18 protein-coding genes are annotated in these 16,770 nt (G+C 66.9%); 1 reads left to right on the top strand and 17 read right to left on the bottom strand.

Features of this window, described 5'->3' with window-relative positions:
* Window positions 1-51: 51 nt before the first annotated feature.
* Entirely contained in the window at window positions 52-888 is an 837-nt protein-coding gene (rpsB, locus tag FHR84_RS05920; RefSeq protein WP_179534468.1) for a 30S ribosomal protein S2, read from the bottom strand.
* 502 nt (window positions 889-1,390) lie between these two features.
* On the opposite strand from rpsB, the gene FHR84_RS05915 reads away from it, so the two are divergent.
* A complete protein-coding gene (locus FHR84_RS05915; RefSeq protein WP_179534467.1) occupies window positions 1,391-1,948 on the top strand; it encodes a M23 family metallopeptidase in 558 nt (185 codons plus the stop codon).
* Window positions 1,949-1,982: 34 nt separating this feature from the next.
* Here the strand turns inward: FHR84_RS05915 and whiG are convergent, their stop codons facing one another.
* The 16 genes from whiG to ffh all read right to left on the bottom strand — a co-directional run bounded on the left by whiG (window position 1,983) and on the right by ffh (window position 16,746).
* Window positions 1,983-2,810 carry an RNA polymerase sigma factor WhiG gene (gene whiG, locus FHR84_RS05910; RefSeq protein ID WP_246300296.1) on the bottom strand — a complete coding sequence of 276 codons (828 nt, stop codon included), beginning with the start codon at window positions 2,808-2,810 and terminating at the stop codon, window positions 1,983-1,985.
* A gap of 130 nt (window positions 2,811-2,940) precedes the next feature.
* Window positions 2,941-3,918, bottom strand: coding sequence for a tyrosine recombinase XerC (locus FHR84_RS05905; RefSeq protein ID WP_179534465.1), 978 nt, complete (start codon window positions 3,916-3,918; stop codon window positions 2,941-2,943).
* Between the two features lie 69 nt (window positions 3,919-3,987).
* A complete protein-coding gene (gene dprA / locus FHR84_RS05900; protein WP_179534464.1) occupies window positions 3,988-5,133 on the bottom strand; it encodes a DNA-processing protein DprA in 1,146 nt (381 codons plus the stop codon).
* The gene (locus FHR84_RS05895; protein ID WP_343075170.1) at window positions 5,130-6,653 is read right to left on the bottom strand and encodes a YifB family Mg chelatase-like AAA ATPase; all 1,524 of its coding nucleotides are present in this window, start codon (window positions 6,651-6,653) and stop codon (window positions 5,130-5,132) included. The genes dprA and FHR84_RS05895 overlap by 4 nt, the downstream gene beginning before the upstream one ends.
* A 1-nt stretch (window position 6,654) precedes the next feature.
* Window positions 6,655-7,053: a YraN family protein gene (locus FHR84_RS05890; protein ID WP_179534462.1), complete on the bottom strand. Its 399-nt coding sequence runs from the start codon at window positions 7,051-7,053 to the stop codon at window positions 6,655-6,657.
* A 313-nt stretch (window positions 7,054-7,366) separates the two neighbouring features.
* Window positions 7,367-7,690: a DUF2469 domain-containing protein gene (locus FHR84_RS05885; protein ID WP_017974030.1), complete on the bottom strand. Its 324-nt coding sequence runs from the start codon at window positions 7,688-7,690 to the stop codon at window positions 7,367-7,369.
* Window positions 7,691-7,723: 33 nt separating this feature from the next.
* Window positions 7,724-8,494, bottom strand: coding sequence for a ribonuclease HII (locus tag FHR84_RS05880; protein WP_179534461.1), 771 nt, complete (start codon window positions 8,492-8,494; stop codon window positions 7,724-7,726).
* A gap of 2 nt (window positions 8,495-8,496) precedes the next feature.
* Window positions 8,497-9,444, bottom strand: a complete 948-nt coding sequence (gene lepB, locus FHR84_RS05875; protein ID WP_179534460.1) for a signal peptidase I — start codon at window positions 9,442-9,444, stop codon at window positions 8,497-8,499.
* Between the two features lie 381 nt (window positions 9,445-9,825).
* Window positions 9,826-10,182 (bottom strand): 50S ribosomal protein L19, encoded by a 357-nt coding sequence (rplS, locus tag FHR84_RS05870; RefSeq protein WP_179534459.1) that lies wholly within the window; start codon window positions 10,180-10,182, stop codon window positions 9,826-9,828.
* A 382-nt stretch (window positions 10,183-10,564) separates the two neighbouring features.
* Window positions 10,565-11,392, bottom strand: a complete 828-nt coding sequence (gene trmD, locus FHR84_RS05865; RefSeq protein WP_179534458.1) for a tRNA (guanosine(37)-N1)-methyltransferase TrmD — start codon at window positions 11,390-11,392, stop codon at window positions 10,565-10,567.
* 290 nt (window positions 11,393-11,682) lie between these two features.
* Window positions 11,683-12,231 (bottom strand): ribosome maturation factor RimM, encoded by a 549-nt coding sequence (rimM, locus tag FHR84_RS05860; protein WP_179534457.1) that lies wholly within the window; start codon window positions 12,229-12,231, stop codon window positions 11,683-11,685.
* Between the two features lie 9 nt (window positions 12,232-12,240).
* On the bottom strand, window positions 12,241-12,480 hold the full coding sequence (locus FHR84_RS05855; protein WP_092522989.1) for an RNA-binding protein: 240 nt from the start codon (window positions 12,478-12,480) through the stop codon (window positions 12,241-12,243).
* Window positions 12,477-12,929 (bottom strand): 30S ribosomal protein S16, encoded by a 453-nt coding sequence (gene rpsP / locus FHR84_RS05850; RefSeq protein ID WP_179534456.1) that lies wholly within the window; start codon window positions 12,927-12,929, stop codon window positions 12,477-12,479. Before rpsP ends, FHR84_RS05855 begins: the two co-directional genes overlap by 4 nt.
* 232 nt (window positions 12,930-13,161) lie before the next feature.
* On the bottom strand, window positions 13,162-13,953 hold the full coding sequence (locus tag FHR84_RS23140; RefSeq protein ID WP_179534455.1) for a CPBP family glutamic-type intramembrane protease: 792 nt from the start codon (window positions 13,951-13,953) through the stop codon (window positions 13,162-13,164).
* A 168-nt stretch (window positions 13,954-14,121) separates the two neighbouring features.
* Window positions 14,122-15,195, bottom strand: a complete 1,074-nt coding sequence (locus FHR84_RS05840) for an amidohydrolase family protein (protein WP_179534454.1) — start codon at window positions 15,193-15,195, stop codon at window positions 14,122-14,124.
* A 6-nt stretch (window positions 15,196-15,201) separates the two neighbouring features.
* Window positions 15,202-16,746, bottom strand: coding sequence for a signal recognition particle protein (ffh, locus tag FHR84_RS05835; protein WP_179534453.1), 1,545 nt, complete (start codon window positions 16,744-16,746; stop codon window positions 15,202-15,204).
* Between the last annotated feature and the right edge of the window lie 24 nt (window positions 16,747-16,770).

The raw sequence follows: 16,770 nt of genomic DNA, 5'->3' as shown, positions 1-16,770 counted from the left end.
GGAACGGAGGAGGCGTGCCCGAGCACCCCGTGCCCGAGCACGCCTCACAGATCACGACTGCGCGGGTTGCTCAGTCGCCTCGGAGTTCGTCGCCGCTTCCGACTCACCGGAACCGGTCAGCAGCTCCTTCTCCCACTCGGCGAGCGGCTCCTCGGAGCTCTCCTGCTTGCTCTCGCCGGCCTCGGCGCTGTCCCCGCGTCCGCTGCGGGCCATCAGGCCCTCCGCGACACCATCGGCGACCACCCTGGTCAGCATGGCTGCGGACCGGATCGCGTCGTCGTTGCCGGGGATGGGGTAGTCCACCTCGTCCGGGTCACAGTTGGTGTCGAGGATCGCCACGATCGGGATGCCCAGCTTCTTGGCCTCACCGACCGCGATGTGCTCCTTCTTGGTGTCCACGATCCAGATCGCGCTCGGGACCTTGGACATGTCGCGGATACCGCCCAGGGTCCGCTCCAGCTTCTCCTTCTCGCGGGTCAGCATCAAGATCTCCTTCTTGGTGCGACCCTCGAAACCGCCGGTCTGCTCCATCGTCTCCAGTTCCTTGAGACGCTGCAACCTGCGGTGCACGGTCTGGAAGTTGGTGAGCATGCCGCCCAGCCAACGCTGGTTGACGAACGGCATGCCGACTCGCTGAGCCTGCTCGGCGATGGCTTCCTGCGCCTGCTTCTTCGTCCCCACGAAAAGAACGGTTCCGCCGTGGGCGACCGTCTGCTTGACGAAGTCGTAGGCCCCGTCGATGTAGGACAGGGTCTTCTGCAGGTCGATGATGTAGATGCCGTTGCGCTCGGTGAAGATGTAGCGCTTCATCTTCGGGTTCCAGCGGCGGGTCTGGTGCCCGAAATGCACGCCACTGTCGAGCAGCTGCTTCATGGTGACGACGGCCATAGCCTGGTTCGCACCTCACATGTCGGGCGCGCCGGAATTCGACGCGCGATTTCGGTTGCCGCGATGGGTCGGGTGACCCACCACCCTGGTACGCGCCGGGGCCGTCGCCCGAAGAAGTTCCAGCGGAACGAACTCCGGGACCGTTGACGGAACCGTACGACCGATTCACCACTGCCCTCGACAAACCACCGGACGGCCGGTGTTACCGGCCGTGACAGCGGCTGCACCGGGGTGAGCCCCGGATCAACCCCAGGACGATCCATACCGATCCGAACGAGAGCCGCCGGCGGATCGAACTCCGGAGGGCATCCGAGCACCGTCGTGATCAGGTCGATACGCGCGCACGCGAAGTCGACTCGCTCTCCACGAGCCGCGTACACGAGTGTACTCCACAGGCCCGGCCATCAGAAGCGTGGTAACGATTTCCACAGCCGCCCCGGTTGTCCACCGTGCGCGGGCTCGGGGATGGCACACGGCGAAGCGCCACAGCACCGTCGACCGCATGCGTACTCGTGCACTCGTGCTCACGGCCCTCTCGATAGTGACCTGCGGTCTCGTAGGCGGTGAGCTTCTCGGGCGGGCCCACTCCGGAGGACTCTCCGAACCACCCGGCACGAAGACCGCGGCCCCGTCCCCCCTCGTGCTGTCGCCCCCCTTGGCGACTCGCACCGAAGTGACGACCCCCTTCCGCGTGCCGAACGCCCCCTACGGTCCCGGCCACCGGGGAGTCGACCTTCTCGGCAACGAGGGGCAGCCCGTCCACGCCGCGGCAGCGGGCACCGTTCTCCACGCCGGAGTCGTGGTGGACCGTCCCGTGGTCTCCGTCGAACACGACAACGGGCTGCGCACGACTTACGAGCCGGTCCGCCCTCGGGTCTCCGAGGGCCAGCCGGTACGGCGCGGCCAGCTCATCGGAGTACTCGTGCGCGGACATCCCGACTGCACAAGCACTCCGCCGCACACCTGTCTGCACTGGGGACTGCGCAGCGCTGAGAAGTACCTCGACCCGTTGGAGCGGCTCGCTTCCCCCTCGGGAAGGACACGCCTGCTGCCTTGGTGAACCCGCGGGGCGGACACACGCGGACGGGCCCGGATCAGTGGTTCGCTTCGGTGAGCTTGCCGCGCAGCCGCAACACGGCTCTCGTGTGCAGCTGGCACACCCGGGACTCCGTCACGCCGAGCACCTTGCCGATCTCCGCCAGCGTCAGGTTCTCGAAGTAGTAAAGCGTCACGACGATGCGGTCCCTGTCGCTGAGGCGTTCCACCGCCTCAGCCAGCTGCCGCCTGCTGTCCCTGTTCACAAGCGTGTTGACCGGGTCCTCGGCGCGGTCGTCCGGCAACGTCTCCGCCAGGGAGGCGGTGCCGCGTCCCACACCGATGAGATCGTCCAGCGCGACGACACTGGTCATCTGCAGCTGCGCGAAAAGCTCCCGCAGTTCCTCGGTGCTCAGCGACAGTTCCGCTGCCAGCTCGGCATCGGTGGCCGTGCGCTGCAACTTGGCTTCCAGACGTTCCAGCGCGCGTTCGACGTCACGGGCTCGGCTGCGTACCGAACGAGGCACCCAGTCCTGGGCACGGAGATCGTCGAGTATCGCTCCACGGATACGCTGCATCGCGTAGGTCTCGAACTTCAGACCGCGTTCCGGCTCGAACTTCTCGATCGCGTCGACAAGGCCGAACACCCCGGACTGGATCAGGTCGGAGACCTCCACGTGGGCGGGCAGCCCCGTTCCGACACGTCCGGCCACGTATTTCACCAGGGGCGCGTAGTGCAGCACCAACCTGTCACGAAGCTTCTGATCACGATTCCGGCCGAAGGCGTGCCACAGAGCGGCTATCCCGGCTTCGACGTCCTCGCCATCGCGCTCCGGGCAGTGCTCCGAAGAGGTCTCGTTGTGCTGCCAGCGTGCGCCCCGAAGCATCGGATCGAGCCTGGAAACTCCCCCGTTGGAGGATCCGCCGCTCCGGAAACGCTGTTCCGATTTTCCTGCCTCGATGTCCGGTCCGAGGCCGGATCGTACGCTCGCCGATCGGGCTTCGCCCCCGGCATCGTCAGGAACGGGGGTGGGTTCGCTCATGGATCGCCTTCAACCGTTCGACGGTCACGTGAGTGTAGAGCTGCGTCGTTGAAAGCGTAGCGTGACCGAGCAACTCCTGGACGCTACGCAGATCGGCTCCACCTTCCAGAAGGTGTGTAGCGGCTGAATGCCGTAAACCGTGCGGGCCGATCCTCGTCGCATCCCGCACGGTGCCGACGGATTCGTACACGATCCGCCGGGCACTGCGTGGGTTCAACCTTCCTCCTCGCGCGCCGAGGAACAAGGCGTCCCCCGAAGCGGAGCGTTCCAGCGACGAACGCCCGCTTTCCAACCAACGTCGCAGCGCACGGTCCGCGGGCGTGCCGAAAGGCACTGTTCGTTGCCTGTCCCCTTTGCCCACCACCCGCAACACGAGACGCTCGTGGTCGACGTCCTCGCGATCGAGTCCGCACAACTCCGAAACTCGCACTCCCGTGGCGTAGAGCAATTCGAGCACCGCGTGATCGCGCAGGGCAACCGGATCCTCCTGCTCACCTCCCGCTTCGGAGGAGCGCAGCACGGATTCGGCCTGATCCCTGCGCAACACGGAGGGCAGCTTGCGCTGTTTCCGCGGGATCCGGAGTCGTGGCCCGGGATCGGTGGACAAGAACCCCCTGGCGTGCGCCCAGGAGGTGAAGGCCCGCGCCGAGGCAGCCCTGCGGGCGAGCGTGGACCTGCTGGTCCCGCGCTCGTGCTCGGCGGCCAGCCAAGCACGCAACAGGTCGATATCGACCTCCTCGATCCCGTGCTCCACTTCGGTGCCACCGACGAGATGTTCGAGCAGGGACACGGCATCGGCGACATAAGCACGCACAGTGTGATCGGACATGCCGCGTTCCCAGCACAGGTGCCGTTCGAACCGGTCGAGCACGGCCGCCAGCCTCTCCGAGAGCCGATCACGCGCCGCGAGCAGATCCGGCCGCTCCGATTGATCCGATCGTTTCTGATTCATGCCAGGTGACATTGCTGGGTGGTTCCACCGGGGTCAAGTAACACGTCGCCACGATACGCGCTTGGTTTATCACTGCTTGCATCGTGTCCATCCCTCTTCCCCGAGAGAGACGAAACCGGACATTTCGAGTTCAGCCAGACAGCTGAGCACCGTCCGCTCGGGGAGCCCCGTCTCGGGGACGAGTTGTTCCACATGACGAGGTCGATCGAAGTGAAGCGAGTCGCACACCCGCCCGGCGGGCCCGTCGAGGCGGTCCGTCGACCGCTGCGGTGCCCCGTGCTGTGCTTCGGGAGCCTCCCCCGCCCCGAGGACCACTTCCAGCACCTCGTTGGCACCGGTCACCAGGATCCCTCCGCTCGAACGGATCAGCTCGTGACAGCCCGCGGAGTTCGCCGAGCTCACAGGCCCCGGGACCGCCATGACCGGATGCCCGAGGCTGTCGGTGGTGGCTGCCGTGTTGGCCGCACCGCTTCGCAGTCCCGCCTCGACGACCACGGTGCCCTCGGCCAAGGCCGCGATCAATCGGTTGCGGACCAGAAAACGATGCTTGCGCGGAGGGGTACCCGGCGCGTACTCGCTGAGGACCAGGCCGCGTTCGGCGACCTCACCGAGCAGTCGGGCGTGTCCCGCCGGATAGTCCCTGTCCGGCCCACACGCGAGCACGGCCACCGTGGCTCCGCCCCCGGCAAGCGCTCCCCGATGAGCCGCACCGTCGATCCCGTAGGCAGCGCCGGAGATCACACCGACTCCGGCGACCCCGAGTCCGTAACCGAGCTCCGCGGCCAGGTTCTCGCCGTAGCCCGTGGCCGCACGAGTTCCCACGACCGCGACGGAACGCTCCGTGAGGACCTCGGTGGCCGCACCACGGCACCACAGCGCCACCGGCGCCACGAGCCTCTCCAGTCCCATGTTCGTCGCCCTGGCCAACGCGGCCATGCGTTCGGCAGGCCATTCACCGTGTTCCGGCCCAAGCAGTCGCGTCCCACAGCGTTGCGCCTGTTCGAGCAGCATCGCACCCGAAACACGGGTACGTCGCGCCTCCACTTCCCCGGCCACGGCCCGGGGGACTTCGCCTTCGGCCACGAGATCGGCAGCCGCTACCGGGCCGTGTTCCTCGACGAACCGGAGCAGCGCGGGCGCGGGGGGCTCCACCACCGCGGACAGGTACGCCCTGGCGAGCAGCACCCTCTCGTCGGGACCGGACGAAGGGGTCATACCACCGTCCTTTCCCTGAACTGCAAAGCCGCGGCCACGTGATCGGCATCAGGACGCTCTGCCCCGTCCAAATCGCTCAGTGTCCAGGCCACTCGCAGACACCGGTCCGCTCCCCGTGCGGTCAACGCTCCGGTGTCCAACCCGCGGTCCAGCAGGGCGGTCACCTTTCGCGGGAGCGCGAACTCACGCCGCAGCGCGGGTCCCGGCACCTCGGAGTTCAACCGCCAGCCGTGTTCCCGCCAGCGCGCGGCGGCAGCCTCCCGAGCCCGAAGTACACGGGCGCGAACCTCCTCCGAGGACTCCCGCTCGTGATCGACGTGCAGGTCCACCGTCGTCAACGGACGCATCCGAACGCGCAGATCAGTACGATCGAGCAGCGGTCCCGACAGCTTGCCGAGATAGCGTCTGCGCGCGTGCGGCGTGCAGTGGCAGTCGGACTCCCGTGCGGGAGCGCACGGACAGGGATTCGTGGCCAGAACCAGTTGGAAGCGTGCCGGATACCGCAGTGTTCCGTCCCGCCTGGAAAGCCGCACCTCGCCCTCCTCCAGAGCGGTGCGCAGCGACTCCAACCGTTGCACCCCGAACTCGCAGGCCTCGTCGATGAGCAGCACACCGCGGTGAGCACGGCTGACCGCCCCCGGTCCGGCAAGGCCCGAACCACCTCCCACGAGTCCCGCCACCGACACCGAATGGTGCGGTGCCACGAACGGAGCTCTGCGTACGAGCGAGGTGTTGCCGGGGAGTACGCCCGCCACGGAGTGGACGGCCGTGGTTTCCAGGGCTTCGTCCACCGAAAGCTCGGGCAGCAGACCGCACAGTCGACGCGCCAGCATGGTTTTGCCCGTCCCCGGTGGACCGATCATCAGAAGGTGGTGCCCACCGGCAGCGGCGATCTCGAGGGCTCGCCGGGCATCCGGTTGTCCCTTGACGTCGGCCAGGTCGAGCGCCTCCGCCTCCGCGTGCTCTGTTCCGGCCCCTCCTCCCGGGCACCGGAGCAGTTCCTCCTGCCCACGAGCCCAGGAAACCACTTCACCGAGGTGCTCGGCCCCCAGCACTTCGATCCCGTCCACCAAGCGCGCCTCGGCCAGCCCGCTCACCGGCACCACGGCGCGCTCGGCCCCTCCCTCGACGGCCGCCAACAGTCCGGGGAGCAGGCCGGGGACCGAACGAATACGCCCGTCCAGCGCCAGTTCCCCGAAGAAGACCGTGCCCTCGATCCGGTTGTACGGAACCCGTTCGGAGGCGGCCAGCACCGCCATGGCCAACGCCGTGTCGAACGATGTCCCCGTCTTGGGCAGGGCCGCGGGGGAGAGCGCCAACGTGATGTTGGACTGCGGCCAGTGCTCTCCGCTGTTCGTGACAGCGGCGCGCACTCGGTTCTTCGACTCCTGCAGTGCCGCGTCCGGCAACCCGAGCAACTGGACACTGGGCACCCCACCGGAGCGGACGTCGGCCTCGATCTCCACCAGCACCCCGTCCACACCGAACAGGGCCACCGCGCGCGTGGTCCGCAAGCCCACTTCAGCACACCTCCCGGTGATGCTCGATGCGGACCGGCTCTCCCGGCGGCCACAGCACGGAGAGCACATCGAAACGGACCGGGCAGTTGTGCACATCACGGGCCCGCAGCCAGGCAGCGGCCAGTTCACGCAACTTGCGCACCTTGTGTGGGCCGACCGCCTCGACCGGTGAACCGTAATCGACGCCCGAACGCGTTTTGACCTCGCAGATCACCACGCTCTTCCCGTCGGTGCAGACGATGTCCAGCTCTCCCTGAGGACAGGTCCAGTTGCGTTCGAGCACCACCAGTCCCCGCTGCCGGAGGTACTCGGCAGCCAACCGCTCCCCTGCTCTGCCGAGCGCGTGCCTGCGGCCGTGCGTGTCGTCGTCGGACAGGGCGCCCGTAATCGGTTTCGACATCATGGAGCCTCCGAACTCGATCGGATTCGACGGCTCCAAACTGCCCACTCCGTCAGTGACGTACCAGAGTCGATTTACCCATATGAGGAAGAATCGAACGGTTGTGGACAACCAGTGTTCCGCGAGGGAGTGGCGCTTCGGCAGGAGAACGGCTCTCCGAGCACGCGCGGAAATCCGCGGGGACAGCGTCGGGAAGCTCCACCGGGGGCGGGCAAGAGCAGTGCCCGTACCGCTCACGCCGCGGGGCACGTGTCACCCGCCCCCGTGGAAAAGCCCTACGAGGACGCGTCCCCGGGTGCGGGGGAGTCCCCGGTCAGTTGAACGGGGGGCCGCTGTCCGGAAGGCGCAGCTCGGGCTTGTCGAGTTCCTCCACGTTGACGTCCTTGAACGTGATCACCCGCACGTTCTTGACGAAACGGGCCGGGCGGTACATGTCCCAGACCCAGGCATCCGACATGGCCACTTCGAAGTAGACCTCGGTGTCCGAGTTGCGTACCTGCACGTCCACCCCGTTGGCCAGGTAAAAACGCCGCTCGGTCTCCACCACGTAGGTGAACTGACCGACGATGTCGCGATACTCCTTGTAGAGCTGCAGCTCCATCTCGGTCTCGTACTTCTCGAGATCCTCGGCGCTCATGGCTGTGCGAGCCCTTCCCTGTCACTGGTCGGCCTACGGGTACCCAACGTCGGTGCCTCCATTGTCCATCACACCTTGATCAAAAGCATTGAACAATCCGGGGTTACCATTACTCCGCCGGGGTGAACGCATACCGTGCACACTCGCCGACTTCACGACATTCGAGTAACTCCACCTGTGGTACGCACTCGGTCCGTGCGTGTGCAGCGCGTTCTGATGCGCCTGCGTCGAGTACCCTTTGTGACCGGCGAATCCGTAGACCGGGATCCGAGCGTGCAACTCGGTCATCATCCGGTCCCTGCTCACCTTCGCCAGCACCGAGGCCGCCGCCACGCAAGCGACCGCTCGGTCCCCTTTCCGAACGGCCACGCTCGGTGCCGTCAGTCCACCCACCCCGAACCCGTCCGTGAGGACGTACCCCGGATGTGTCCGGAGTCCGGCGACCGCGCGCCGCATCCCCTCCAGGTTCGCCGTGTGCACCCCCAGAGCGTCGATCTCCCCGGAGTCGACCGAAACGACGCAGTAACCGACCGCGAACTCCCTGATCCGCTCGAACCACCATTCGCGACTGCGCTCCGTGAGCAGCTTGGAGTCGGTCAGACCGTCGAAACGCCTCATGTCCGCCCGGCGCAGCGCGCAGGCGGCCACCACCATGGGACCGGCGCACGCACCGCGTCCCGCCTCGTCCACCCCGGCGACCGGACCGAGTCCCCGGCGCTCCAACGCGTTCTGCAACGCCCAACTTCCGGAATCCCTGCGAACTATGGTCCGCGGCAGTTCCAGATCGGCGCACCCCGCACGCACGCTCAGTGATGCTCCCGCGAGTCCGTCCTGCTCACCAGGGACACGGTACGCCTGTACCCCCAAACCGCGGGGATCACCGTCAGATAGCCGAGCTCGCCGGGCAATCGGCCGTCCGTGCCACGAGTCGACTCCGCCCCCAGGGCCGCTGCCTGCGGATTGTCCTCGTAGATGCCCTGCCACCTCGTGGGCGGCAGCACGATGAACTGGGCCTTGCCGATCACGTCGTCGACCGGCACGGCGCCCGCACGACCTCCGCCGCCCTGGTACCGGGAGTCCAAGGAGTTGTTCCTGTTGTCCCCCATCACCCACAGGTGGTCCTGGGGAACCCGCACCGGACCGAACTCCTCCTGCTCCTTCGAGGAGCCGCTCCAGTGAACGTAGGGCTCTTCCAGTGGCTCGCCGTCGACCACGATCCGGTTGCGCTCGTCACAGCACTCGACCGTTTGCCCGCCGGTGGCGATGACCCGCTTGACGAAGTCCTTCTCCCCGGAGTCGACGAGATGGAGCAACGACCCCGCACGGCGGAAGAAGCCGGCCACCGGATTGGACGGGGCGGTTTCTCCGCCCTCCCCCTCCATCCAACTGGTGGGGCCGCTGAAGACGACCACATCACCGGGTTGCGGATCGCTGAAGCGGTAGGTGATCTTGTCGACGAGAATCCGGTCCTTGGTACAGCCGGGGCACCCCTGCAGCGTATTCATCATCGATTCGGAGGGAATGACGAATACTCGCGCCACGAACATCTGCAAAAGTACGGTCAGCAGTAACGCCGTGCCGACCAGGACGAACATTTCCCACCAGAAAGATCCCTTTTTTCCCCTTTTCCCCCGCTTCGAGGAGTCGTGCTCCCCTGCGCGCGGCTGGTCACCACGCCCGGCGGCTGCTTCCTCGTTCGAGGGCTCCTCTGCGGGATCTTCATCCGGTCCTGGAGAACGCATGACATCGGCCACCCGGCCAGCGTACTGGACCCGCGACCGGGGTTTCCCTTCACCCCACCGGGAGCCCGCCCTCCGAACGTGCGCAACGGGAGGCGCCGAAAAGCCGTGCGGTGCTGTTCCTCCCGAAATCAGGCGTGGAGGTCTTCCGCGCTCTCCGGTGGAGAAGTGACGGAGGATTCTCGACAACGTCAAGAACCGGAATATCTCACTCAATCGAAGGAAAAGCCCCGAACCGTACCGCTCCGGAACGGCACTTCCCGCGAATCCGGCCGCGGAGAGGCGATTCGGCCGGGCACCGAAAAAAGTGCACGACCCCGGCTCGCGGCCGGGATCGTGCACCGTCGATCCACTGTTCCGTCCGGCAGTCGATCACACTACCGACACCAGTCCACGTCAGGAGTTCCTGACGGGCTTCTTCTCCTTGACCCGTGCAGCCTTGCCAACCCGGTTACGCAGGTAGTACAGCTTGGCTCGCCTGACGTCACCACGGGTGGCGACCTCGATCTTGGCGATGTTCGGGCTGTGTACCGGGAAGGTCCGCTCCACGCCGACACCGAAGGAGACCTTGCGCACGGTGAAGGTCTCCCGGATGCCGCCGCCCTGCCGGCGGATAACCACGCCCTGGAAGACCTGGACACGCTCGCGCGAACCCTCGATGACGCGGACGTGGACCTTCAGCGTGTCGCCGGGCCGGAAGTCTGGGATGTCGGAACGCATCGACTGGGCGTCCAGCGCGTCCAGCTTGTTCATCGGTGGTCCGTCCTCATCCGTGTCGTTGAACGTTCACTCACGACAGTGAAATCTGTTCAGGTGAGCCGCGGCTCCTGCCGCGGCCGATGATCCACTCAGCAGCCCCGAGAGGGACTGCTCGGATCTACCCGTGGCGGGCCCGGCACCGCTTGTCCGAGCGATCCGGGTCGTCATCGAGCCGTTTAACGTCACCCCGTCCCACGAGGAAGACGCCTGCCGAAGCAGGAAATCAGCGGATACCGGTGGATCGCAGACCACACCGGCCGCATTACTTCTTCCGTTAGCCTATCAGCCGCGCTCAGTGCCTCGAAGCAGCCCCGCCCCTCCGGGGGAACCTGCCGAGCGAAGACGAACAAGCCCGTGAGGACCGGGCCGCGGAGCCCTACGCTTCCGAGACACCGCTCCCGGGAGTGTCCGGAGGTTCCTCCGTGCTTTCGGCTCCCGCACGCGGGCCGGTCTCCTCGGGGTCCTCCAGGCGGGCGAGCAGGGCCCGATCACGGTCGTCCAACTGCTCGGGCGCCAGCGCGTCGATCAGGTCCGGACGCCTCGACACGGTGCGCTCGAGCGCACGGTCACGCTGCCAGCGGCTGACAGCGGCGTGGTCCCCCGAACGCAACACCTCGGGCACGGACAGGCCGCGCCAGGTTTCCGGACGCGTGTAGCACGGCCCCTCCAGCAACCCGTCCGAGAACGAGTCCTGCTCGGCGGAAGCGGGGTTACCGAGCACACCGGGCAACAACCGCACCACGGCCTCGATCATGGTCAACGCCGCGACCTCCCCGCCGACCAGGACGTAGTCACCGATGGAGACCTCCTCCACCGGCATACGGCGAGCCGCGTCGTCGATCACACGCTGATCGATCCCCTCGTAACGTCCACAGGCGAACACCAGGTGCTGCTCCCCCGACCAGCGCCGCGCAGTCGGCTGATCGAAGGTGACTCCGGCCGGGGTCGGAACCACGAGTCGCGGCTGCTCGACGGCATCGGCGCAGACGCTGTCGAGGGCCTCTCCCCACACGCTCGGCTTCATCACCATGCCGGGGCCGCCCCCGTAAGGACTGTCATCGACGGAACGATGGACATCGTGCGTCCAGTCCCGCAGATCGTGCACCCCTACGGAGATCCTGCCGCGATCTATCGCCTTGCCCAGCAGAGCTTCGCGCACCGGAGCGAGGTAGTCGGGGAAGATCGTCAGAACATCGATCCGCATCGCTACCGAACTCCAACTCCGATCCGTGTGGAACAGGTCCGTCCCGGCAGCTCGGGCCCGGGAGGACGAACTTCGGGACAGGTCCCCGGGGTGTTCGGGGCCGGACAGTCCGGCCGGACGACCGGCTCGGCGGACGGGTGTGTCGAAGGCAAGCGCACTCGACGCCCCCGAAACCCCTCGAGCTCCTGTCCGAGCTCCCGCAGTCCGAGCTCGAATGCCCGGCGGCGCTCCCGATACGCCGACTCGGCCTCCGGTTCCCCAACCACCGGACCAAGTCGTCGAACATTCCCTCAGAACCGGTCGAGCAACCCTTCCGGAGGGTCGATGACCAGGACTCCCCTCTCGAGACTCACCTCGACGACGATGTCGTTGACGAAGGGAACCAGTGCCTCGTGCTGCTCTTCCGCGAGGGAGATGCCCAGCAGCTCCCCGGCCGGGGTGTGTACCACTCCGGCCACGCTGCCCAGCACGGTGCCGTCCGGCTGCCGGACCGACAACCCCTCCAGCTGGTGGTCGTGGAACTCGTCGGGATCGTCCAGCGTCTCCAGGTCTTCCCGATTCACGGTAAGCAGGACTCCGCGCAACCGCTCCGCCGCCTCACGCGAGGAAATCCCCTTCGCGACCACCAGCAGCCGCCCGGCGTGCCACCGGGCGGCTACCAGCTCGAGCGACGACTCGGGATCACCGCCCCCGGCCTTGCGCACGACTCCCAGGACGGCTCCCGCGACGAAACGGCGGTCCGGACTGTCCGAGCGAACCTCCACCACGAACTCGCCGCGCACACCGTGCGGCTTGACCACACGACCGACGACCAGTGGGGCAGCCTGTTGTTCAGCCATAACCGCCGCTCAGCGATCGGTGTCTACCACGTCGACGCGAATCCCACGCCCACCGACACCGGAAACGACAGTGCGCAACGCAGTCGCGGTACGTCCGCCCCTTCCGATGACCTTGCCCAGGTCATCGGGGTTGACGTGCACTTCGAGAGTGCGACCACGACGTGTCGACGACGATTCGACGCGCACCTCGTCGGGATTGTCCACGATTCCCCGCACGAGATGTTCCAAAGCGTCCGCGAGGACAGTCACGCCTGGCCTTCCTCGGACCGTTCCTTGCTCTCCTCGCCGTCGGCCGCTGCCTCGGCCTTCTTACCGCCCTTCTTCTTGGGCGTTGTGGCCTCGACGCCGGGCTCCTCCTCGGCAGCCGAGAGAGCAGCCTCGAACATCTCCTGCTTGGACTTCTTGCTCTGCTGCCCCTTCAGGGTGCCTTCCGCGCCGGGGAGACCCTTGAACTTCTGCCAGTCCCCCGTCACCTTCAGCAGGTGCTGCACCCGCTCGGTGGGCTGGGCACCGACGCTCAACCAGTACTGCGCACGCTCGGAGTCCACCTGGATGTGACTCGGCTGCTGCTTCGGGTGGTACTGGCCGATCGTCTCGATGTCCCGCCCGTCCCGGCGAGTCTTGGCATCGGCGACGACAATGCGGTAGTGCGGCTCGCGGATCTTACCCAGCCGCATCAATTTGATCTTTACTGCCACGGGTGGTGGTGCTCCTCAAACTCTCGTTCGTGCTCCGGTGAGCATCTCGAACAAACAGCGTCGGGCGCTACAGATGCTCATACTTCGACCAGCCACGAAGCGGTGAGAGAGCCCGCTCGTGGCGAACAGCTTCCTATTGTGCCAGACCATCTGCGAGTGGCCTCGAAGGAGTCCTCCGAAAAGCCCGCGACAGCCTCGCGGCGTGCCTCGTGCCGACGAATCGACCTGGCTCTCAGGCAGGCAACAGACCCAGCGACATGAGCAACAGCCCCAACGCGGGCAGGAAGTTGTTCACCTGGTGTGCCACGACGCTAGCAGTCAACCTTCCCGTGATGAGTCGCGCCAACCCGATCGGTACGGCTATCACGAGCAGCAGCACTGTGCGCGCGGGCTCGAAGTGCCCGATGGCGAATATCGCCGTGGTGAGCAGAAACACCGTGACCTGGCTGAACCTGAGCTTTTCCATGGCCCCCCAGAGGAGTCCGCGGTAAAGCAACTCCTCGCAGACCGGGGCGACCAACCACACATGCAGGAAGATGACCACGGCGAGCGCCGGGGGAAGCCGAACCTCCTCGAGCAGACTCCCCACGGCGGAGTTCGCCTGCTCCGTGCCGACCCATCTCGTCCAGAGCATCGAGGCCACGGTGCTCAGCACCAGACCGCACATCCCTATGCCCAGGCCGGTGCGCACATCGGAACGTCTCCACCGCAGCCCGAAGTCCCGCACGGGACCGTTCCCCCGGACGAGAGTGGCCACAACGGCCACGGCACCGGCCAGCACGGTGGGAGCCATCAGGATCAGCACGAACACGGGGCCCACCCAGTTCCCGCTGCCGAAATCACCGAAGAACGTCGCCAGCCCCACCGAGACCAACACGAAAACGGCTTCGGCGAGGAAGAAAGCACCGAAACCCCATCGGGGAGCGCGCTCCCCGGGACTTGCGGCGTCCGCGGCAGTGTGGTCGTCCTGGCAAGGCTCCGGATCCGCACCACCGCCGGTTCCGGGAGGTCGCGGTGCGGCCACGAACACCTCCGTACGCTCTGCCCAAGGTCGCCCCCGAGAAGATCCGGACCCGCTCATCGGGGGGGACTGCCAGCCTAACGGTGTTTCCCGCACTCGAGCATCCCGATTGCGCCACCCGACCCGGTAACGGCCGGCGGCCCGGTCGGGGACAACCCCGCAAGGCGGAGTTCAGCCGACCACGCGACCACGCAGCACGATCCGTTTCGGGTTCCGCAGGACTTCCAGGTTCCCGCGCGGATCCGCCTCGTAGCCGACCAGGTCCGCGGCGGCCCCGTCCTCCAGACCGGAGAAACCGAGCCAGCTTCTGGCGTCCCAGGTAGCGGAGGCCAGCGCCTGTCCGGTCGACATCCCCACCCGGTTCAGGGCGATCACCTCGTCGACCAGCCTGCCGTGTGCGATACCGCCTCCGGCGTCGGTACCGGCATACACCGGAACCCCGGCTTCGATCGCCTTGCCCACGGTGCGCTCGGACTCGCGGTACAGCTTGTTCATGTGCGCGGCGTAGTCGGGGTACTTGGTCGCGGCCGCCGCGAAGGAGGGGAAGTTCTCGACATTGATCAAGGTGGGTACCAGGGCGACACGACGCCGCGCCATCAGCTCGACGCTCGCGTCGTCGAGGCCGGTGCCGTGCTCGATGCAGTCGATCCCGGCGTTGAGCAGGCCGGGCAACGCGTCCGGCCCGAAGACGTGCGCGGTGACGCGAGCCCCGTGGTCGTGGGCAGCCGCGATGGCGCGTTCGAGAACCTCGTCCGGCCACAGCGGCGCCAGGTCCCCCACCGAACGGTCGATCCAGTCCCCGACCAGTTTCACCCAGCCGTCGCCGTTCTTCGCCTGCCGTTCGACGGCCGAGGGGAGTTCTTCGGGGTCGTCGAGCTGCTCGGCCAGGTGCGGTATGTAGCGCTTGGGCCGGGCCAGATGCCGGCCCGCACGCACGATTCGGGGCAAGTCCTCGCGCTGTTGCAGCGGACGCGTGTCCACAGGCGCACCGCAGTCGCGCAACAGCAGGGTCCCCGCGGCCCGGTCCGTCTCCGCTTGGGCCGCGGCCTCGGACAGCTCGACAGGTCCGTGCTCGCCCACCCCGACGTGACAGTGCGAGTCCACGGGGCCGGGGAGCAGGTACCCGCCGTCGAAAACCGTGACGGCGTCCGGAACGGGCGAGGTGCTGAGCACCCCGTCCCGAACCCAGAGATCACGTGTTCGCCCTTCGGGGAGTACCTCACCCCGCAGGTGAAGAGCGGTCACGACGACTCACTTCTTTTTCTTGCCGAAATCGAGCTTGGAAGGATCGAAACCGGGAGGAAGCTGGTTGAGACCGCCGGGCAGCTGCTGCCCCGGATCGCCGCCTTGGCCACCTCCGGGCATTCCGGGGAGTCCCGCGGGCATCCCACCGCCACGAGCCGCCTTCGACTGGCCGCCCTGGCCCTTGTTCTTGCCCTTCCTGCCCTTCTTGGCCTTCTTGGTGGCCTTGCGGCCGCCCCCACCGCCACCGCCGAACTGACCCGCCATCTGCTGCATCATCTTGCGGGCCTCGAAGAACCTGTTGACCAGGTCATTGATGTCGCTGACCAGGACACCGGAACCGTTTGCGATGCGCTGCCTGCGGGAGGCGTTGATGATCTTCGGGTCGGCCCGTTCCGCCGGGGTCATGCCGCGGATGATCGCCTGCACCCTGTCGAGGTGCCCCTCGTCGAAGTTGGAGAGCTGATCCTTCATCTGGTTGGCACCCGGCAACATGCCCACCAGGTTCTGCAACGGCCCCATCTTGCGGACGGCCTGCATCTGCTCCAGGAAGTCCTCGAGGGTGAGCTCACCGGAGCCGAGCTTCTCTGCGGCCTGCTCCGCACGGTCGGCGTCGAACGCCTGCTCGGCCTGCTCGATCAGAGTCAGCACGTCACCCATGCCGAGGATCCGACTCGCCATCCGGTCCGGATGGAACACGTCGAAGTCCTCGATCTTCTCGCCGTTCGAGGCGAACATGATCGGCTGTCCGGTGACCTGGCGAACCGAGAGCGCGGCACCACCGCGTGCGTCGCCGTCGAGCTTGGTGAGCACGACTCCGCTGAAACCGACACCGTCGCGGAAGGCTTCCGCCGTGCTCACGGCATCCTGACCGATCATGGCGTCGACGACGAACAGGGTCTCGTTCGGCTCGACGGCGTCCCGGATGTCCGAGGCCTGCTGCATCATCTCCTCGTCGACACCCAGCCGGCCGGCGGTGTCGACGAGGACGATGTCGTGCTGGGCACGCTGTGCTTCGGCGACGCCACGGCGGGCGACGTCGACGGGATCGCCGACGCCGTTCCCGGGCTCGGGGGCGAACACGGCGCTTCCCGCGCGCTCCCCCACCACCTGAAGCTGCGTGACGGCATTGGGGCGTTGCAGGTCACAGGCCACCAACAGCGGGGTGTGTCCCTGACCCGAGAGCCAACGCGCCAGCTTTCCCGCCAGCGTGGTCTTCCCCGAGCCCTGCAGCCCGGCCAGCAGGATCACGGTCGGCGGTTTCTTCGCGAGAGCGAGATCACGCTTCTCACCGCCGAGGATGCCGACGAGTTCCTCGTTGACGATCTTGATTACTTGCTGGGCCGGGTTCAGCGCCTGGGACACCTCGGTGCCCTTGGCACGTTCCTTGACACCCGAGATGAAACTGCGCACCACGGGCAGTGCCACGTCGGCTTCCAGCAACGCGATACGAATCTCGCGCGCGGTGGCGTCGATGTCCGCCTCGGACAGCCGCCCCTTGCCGCGCAGGTTCTTCAGGACCGAAGTGAGCCGGTCGGAAAGAGTGTCGAACACGGGGTCACGGGCTCCAGAGTCGTC

Source organism: Actinopolyspora biskrensis, assembly GCF_013408175.1.
In the GTDB taxonomy this organism is placed as follows: domain Bacteria; phylum Actinomycetota; class Actinomycetes; order Mycobacteriales; family Pseudonocardiaceae; genus Actinopolyspora; species Actinopolyspora biskrensis.
The sequence above is the reverse complement of the archived record's forward strand: the minus strand, read 5'-3'. Positions and strand labels throughout refer to the sequence as shown.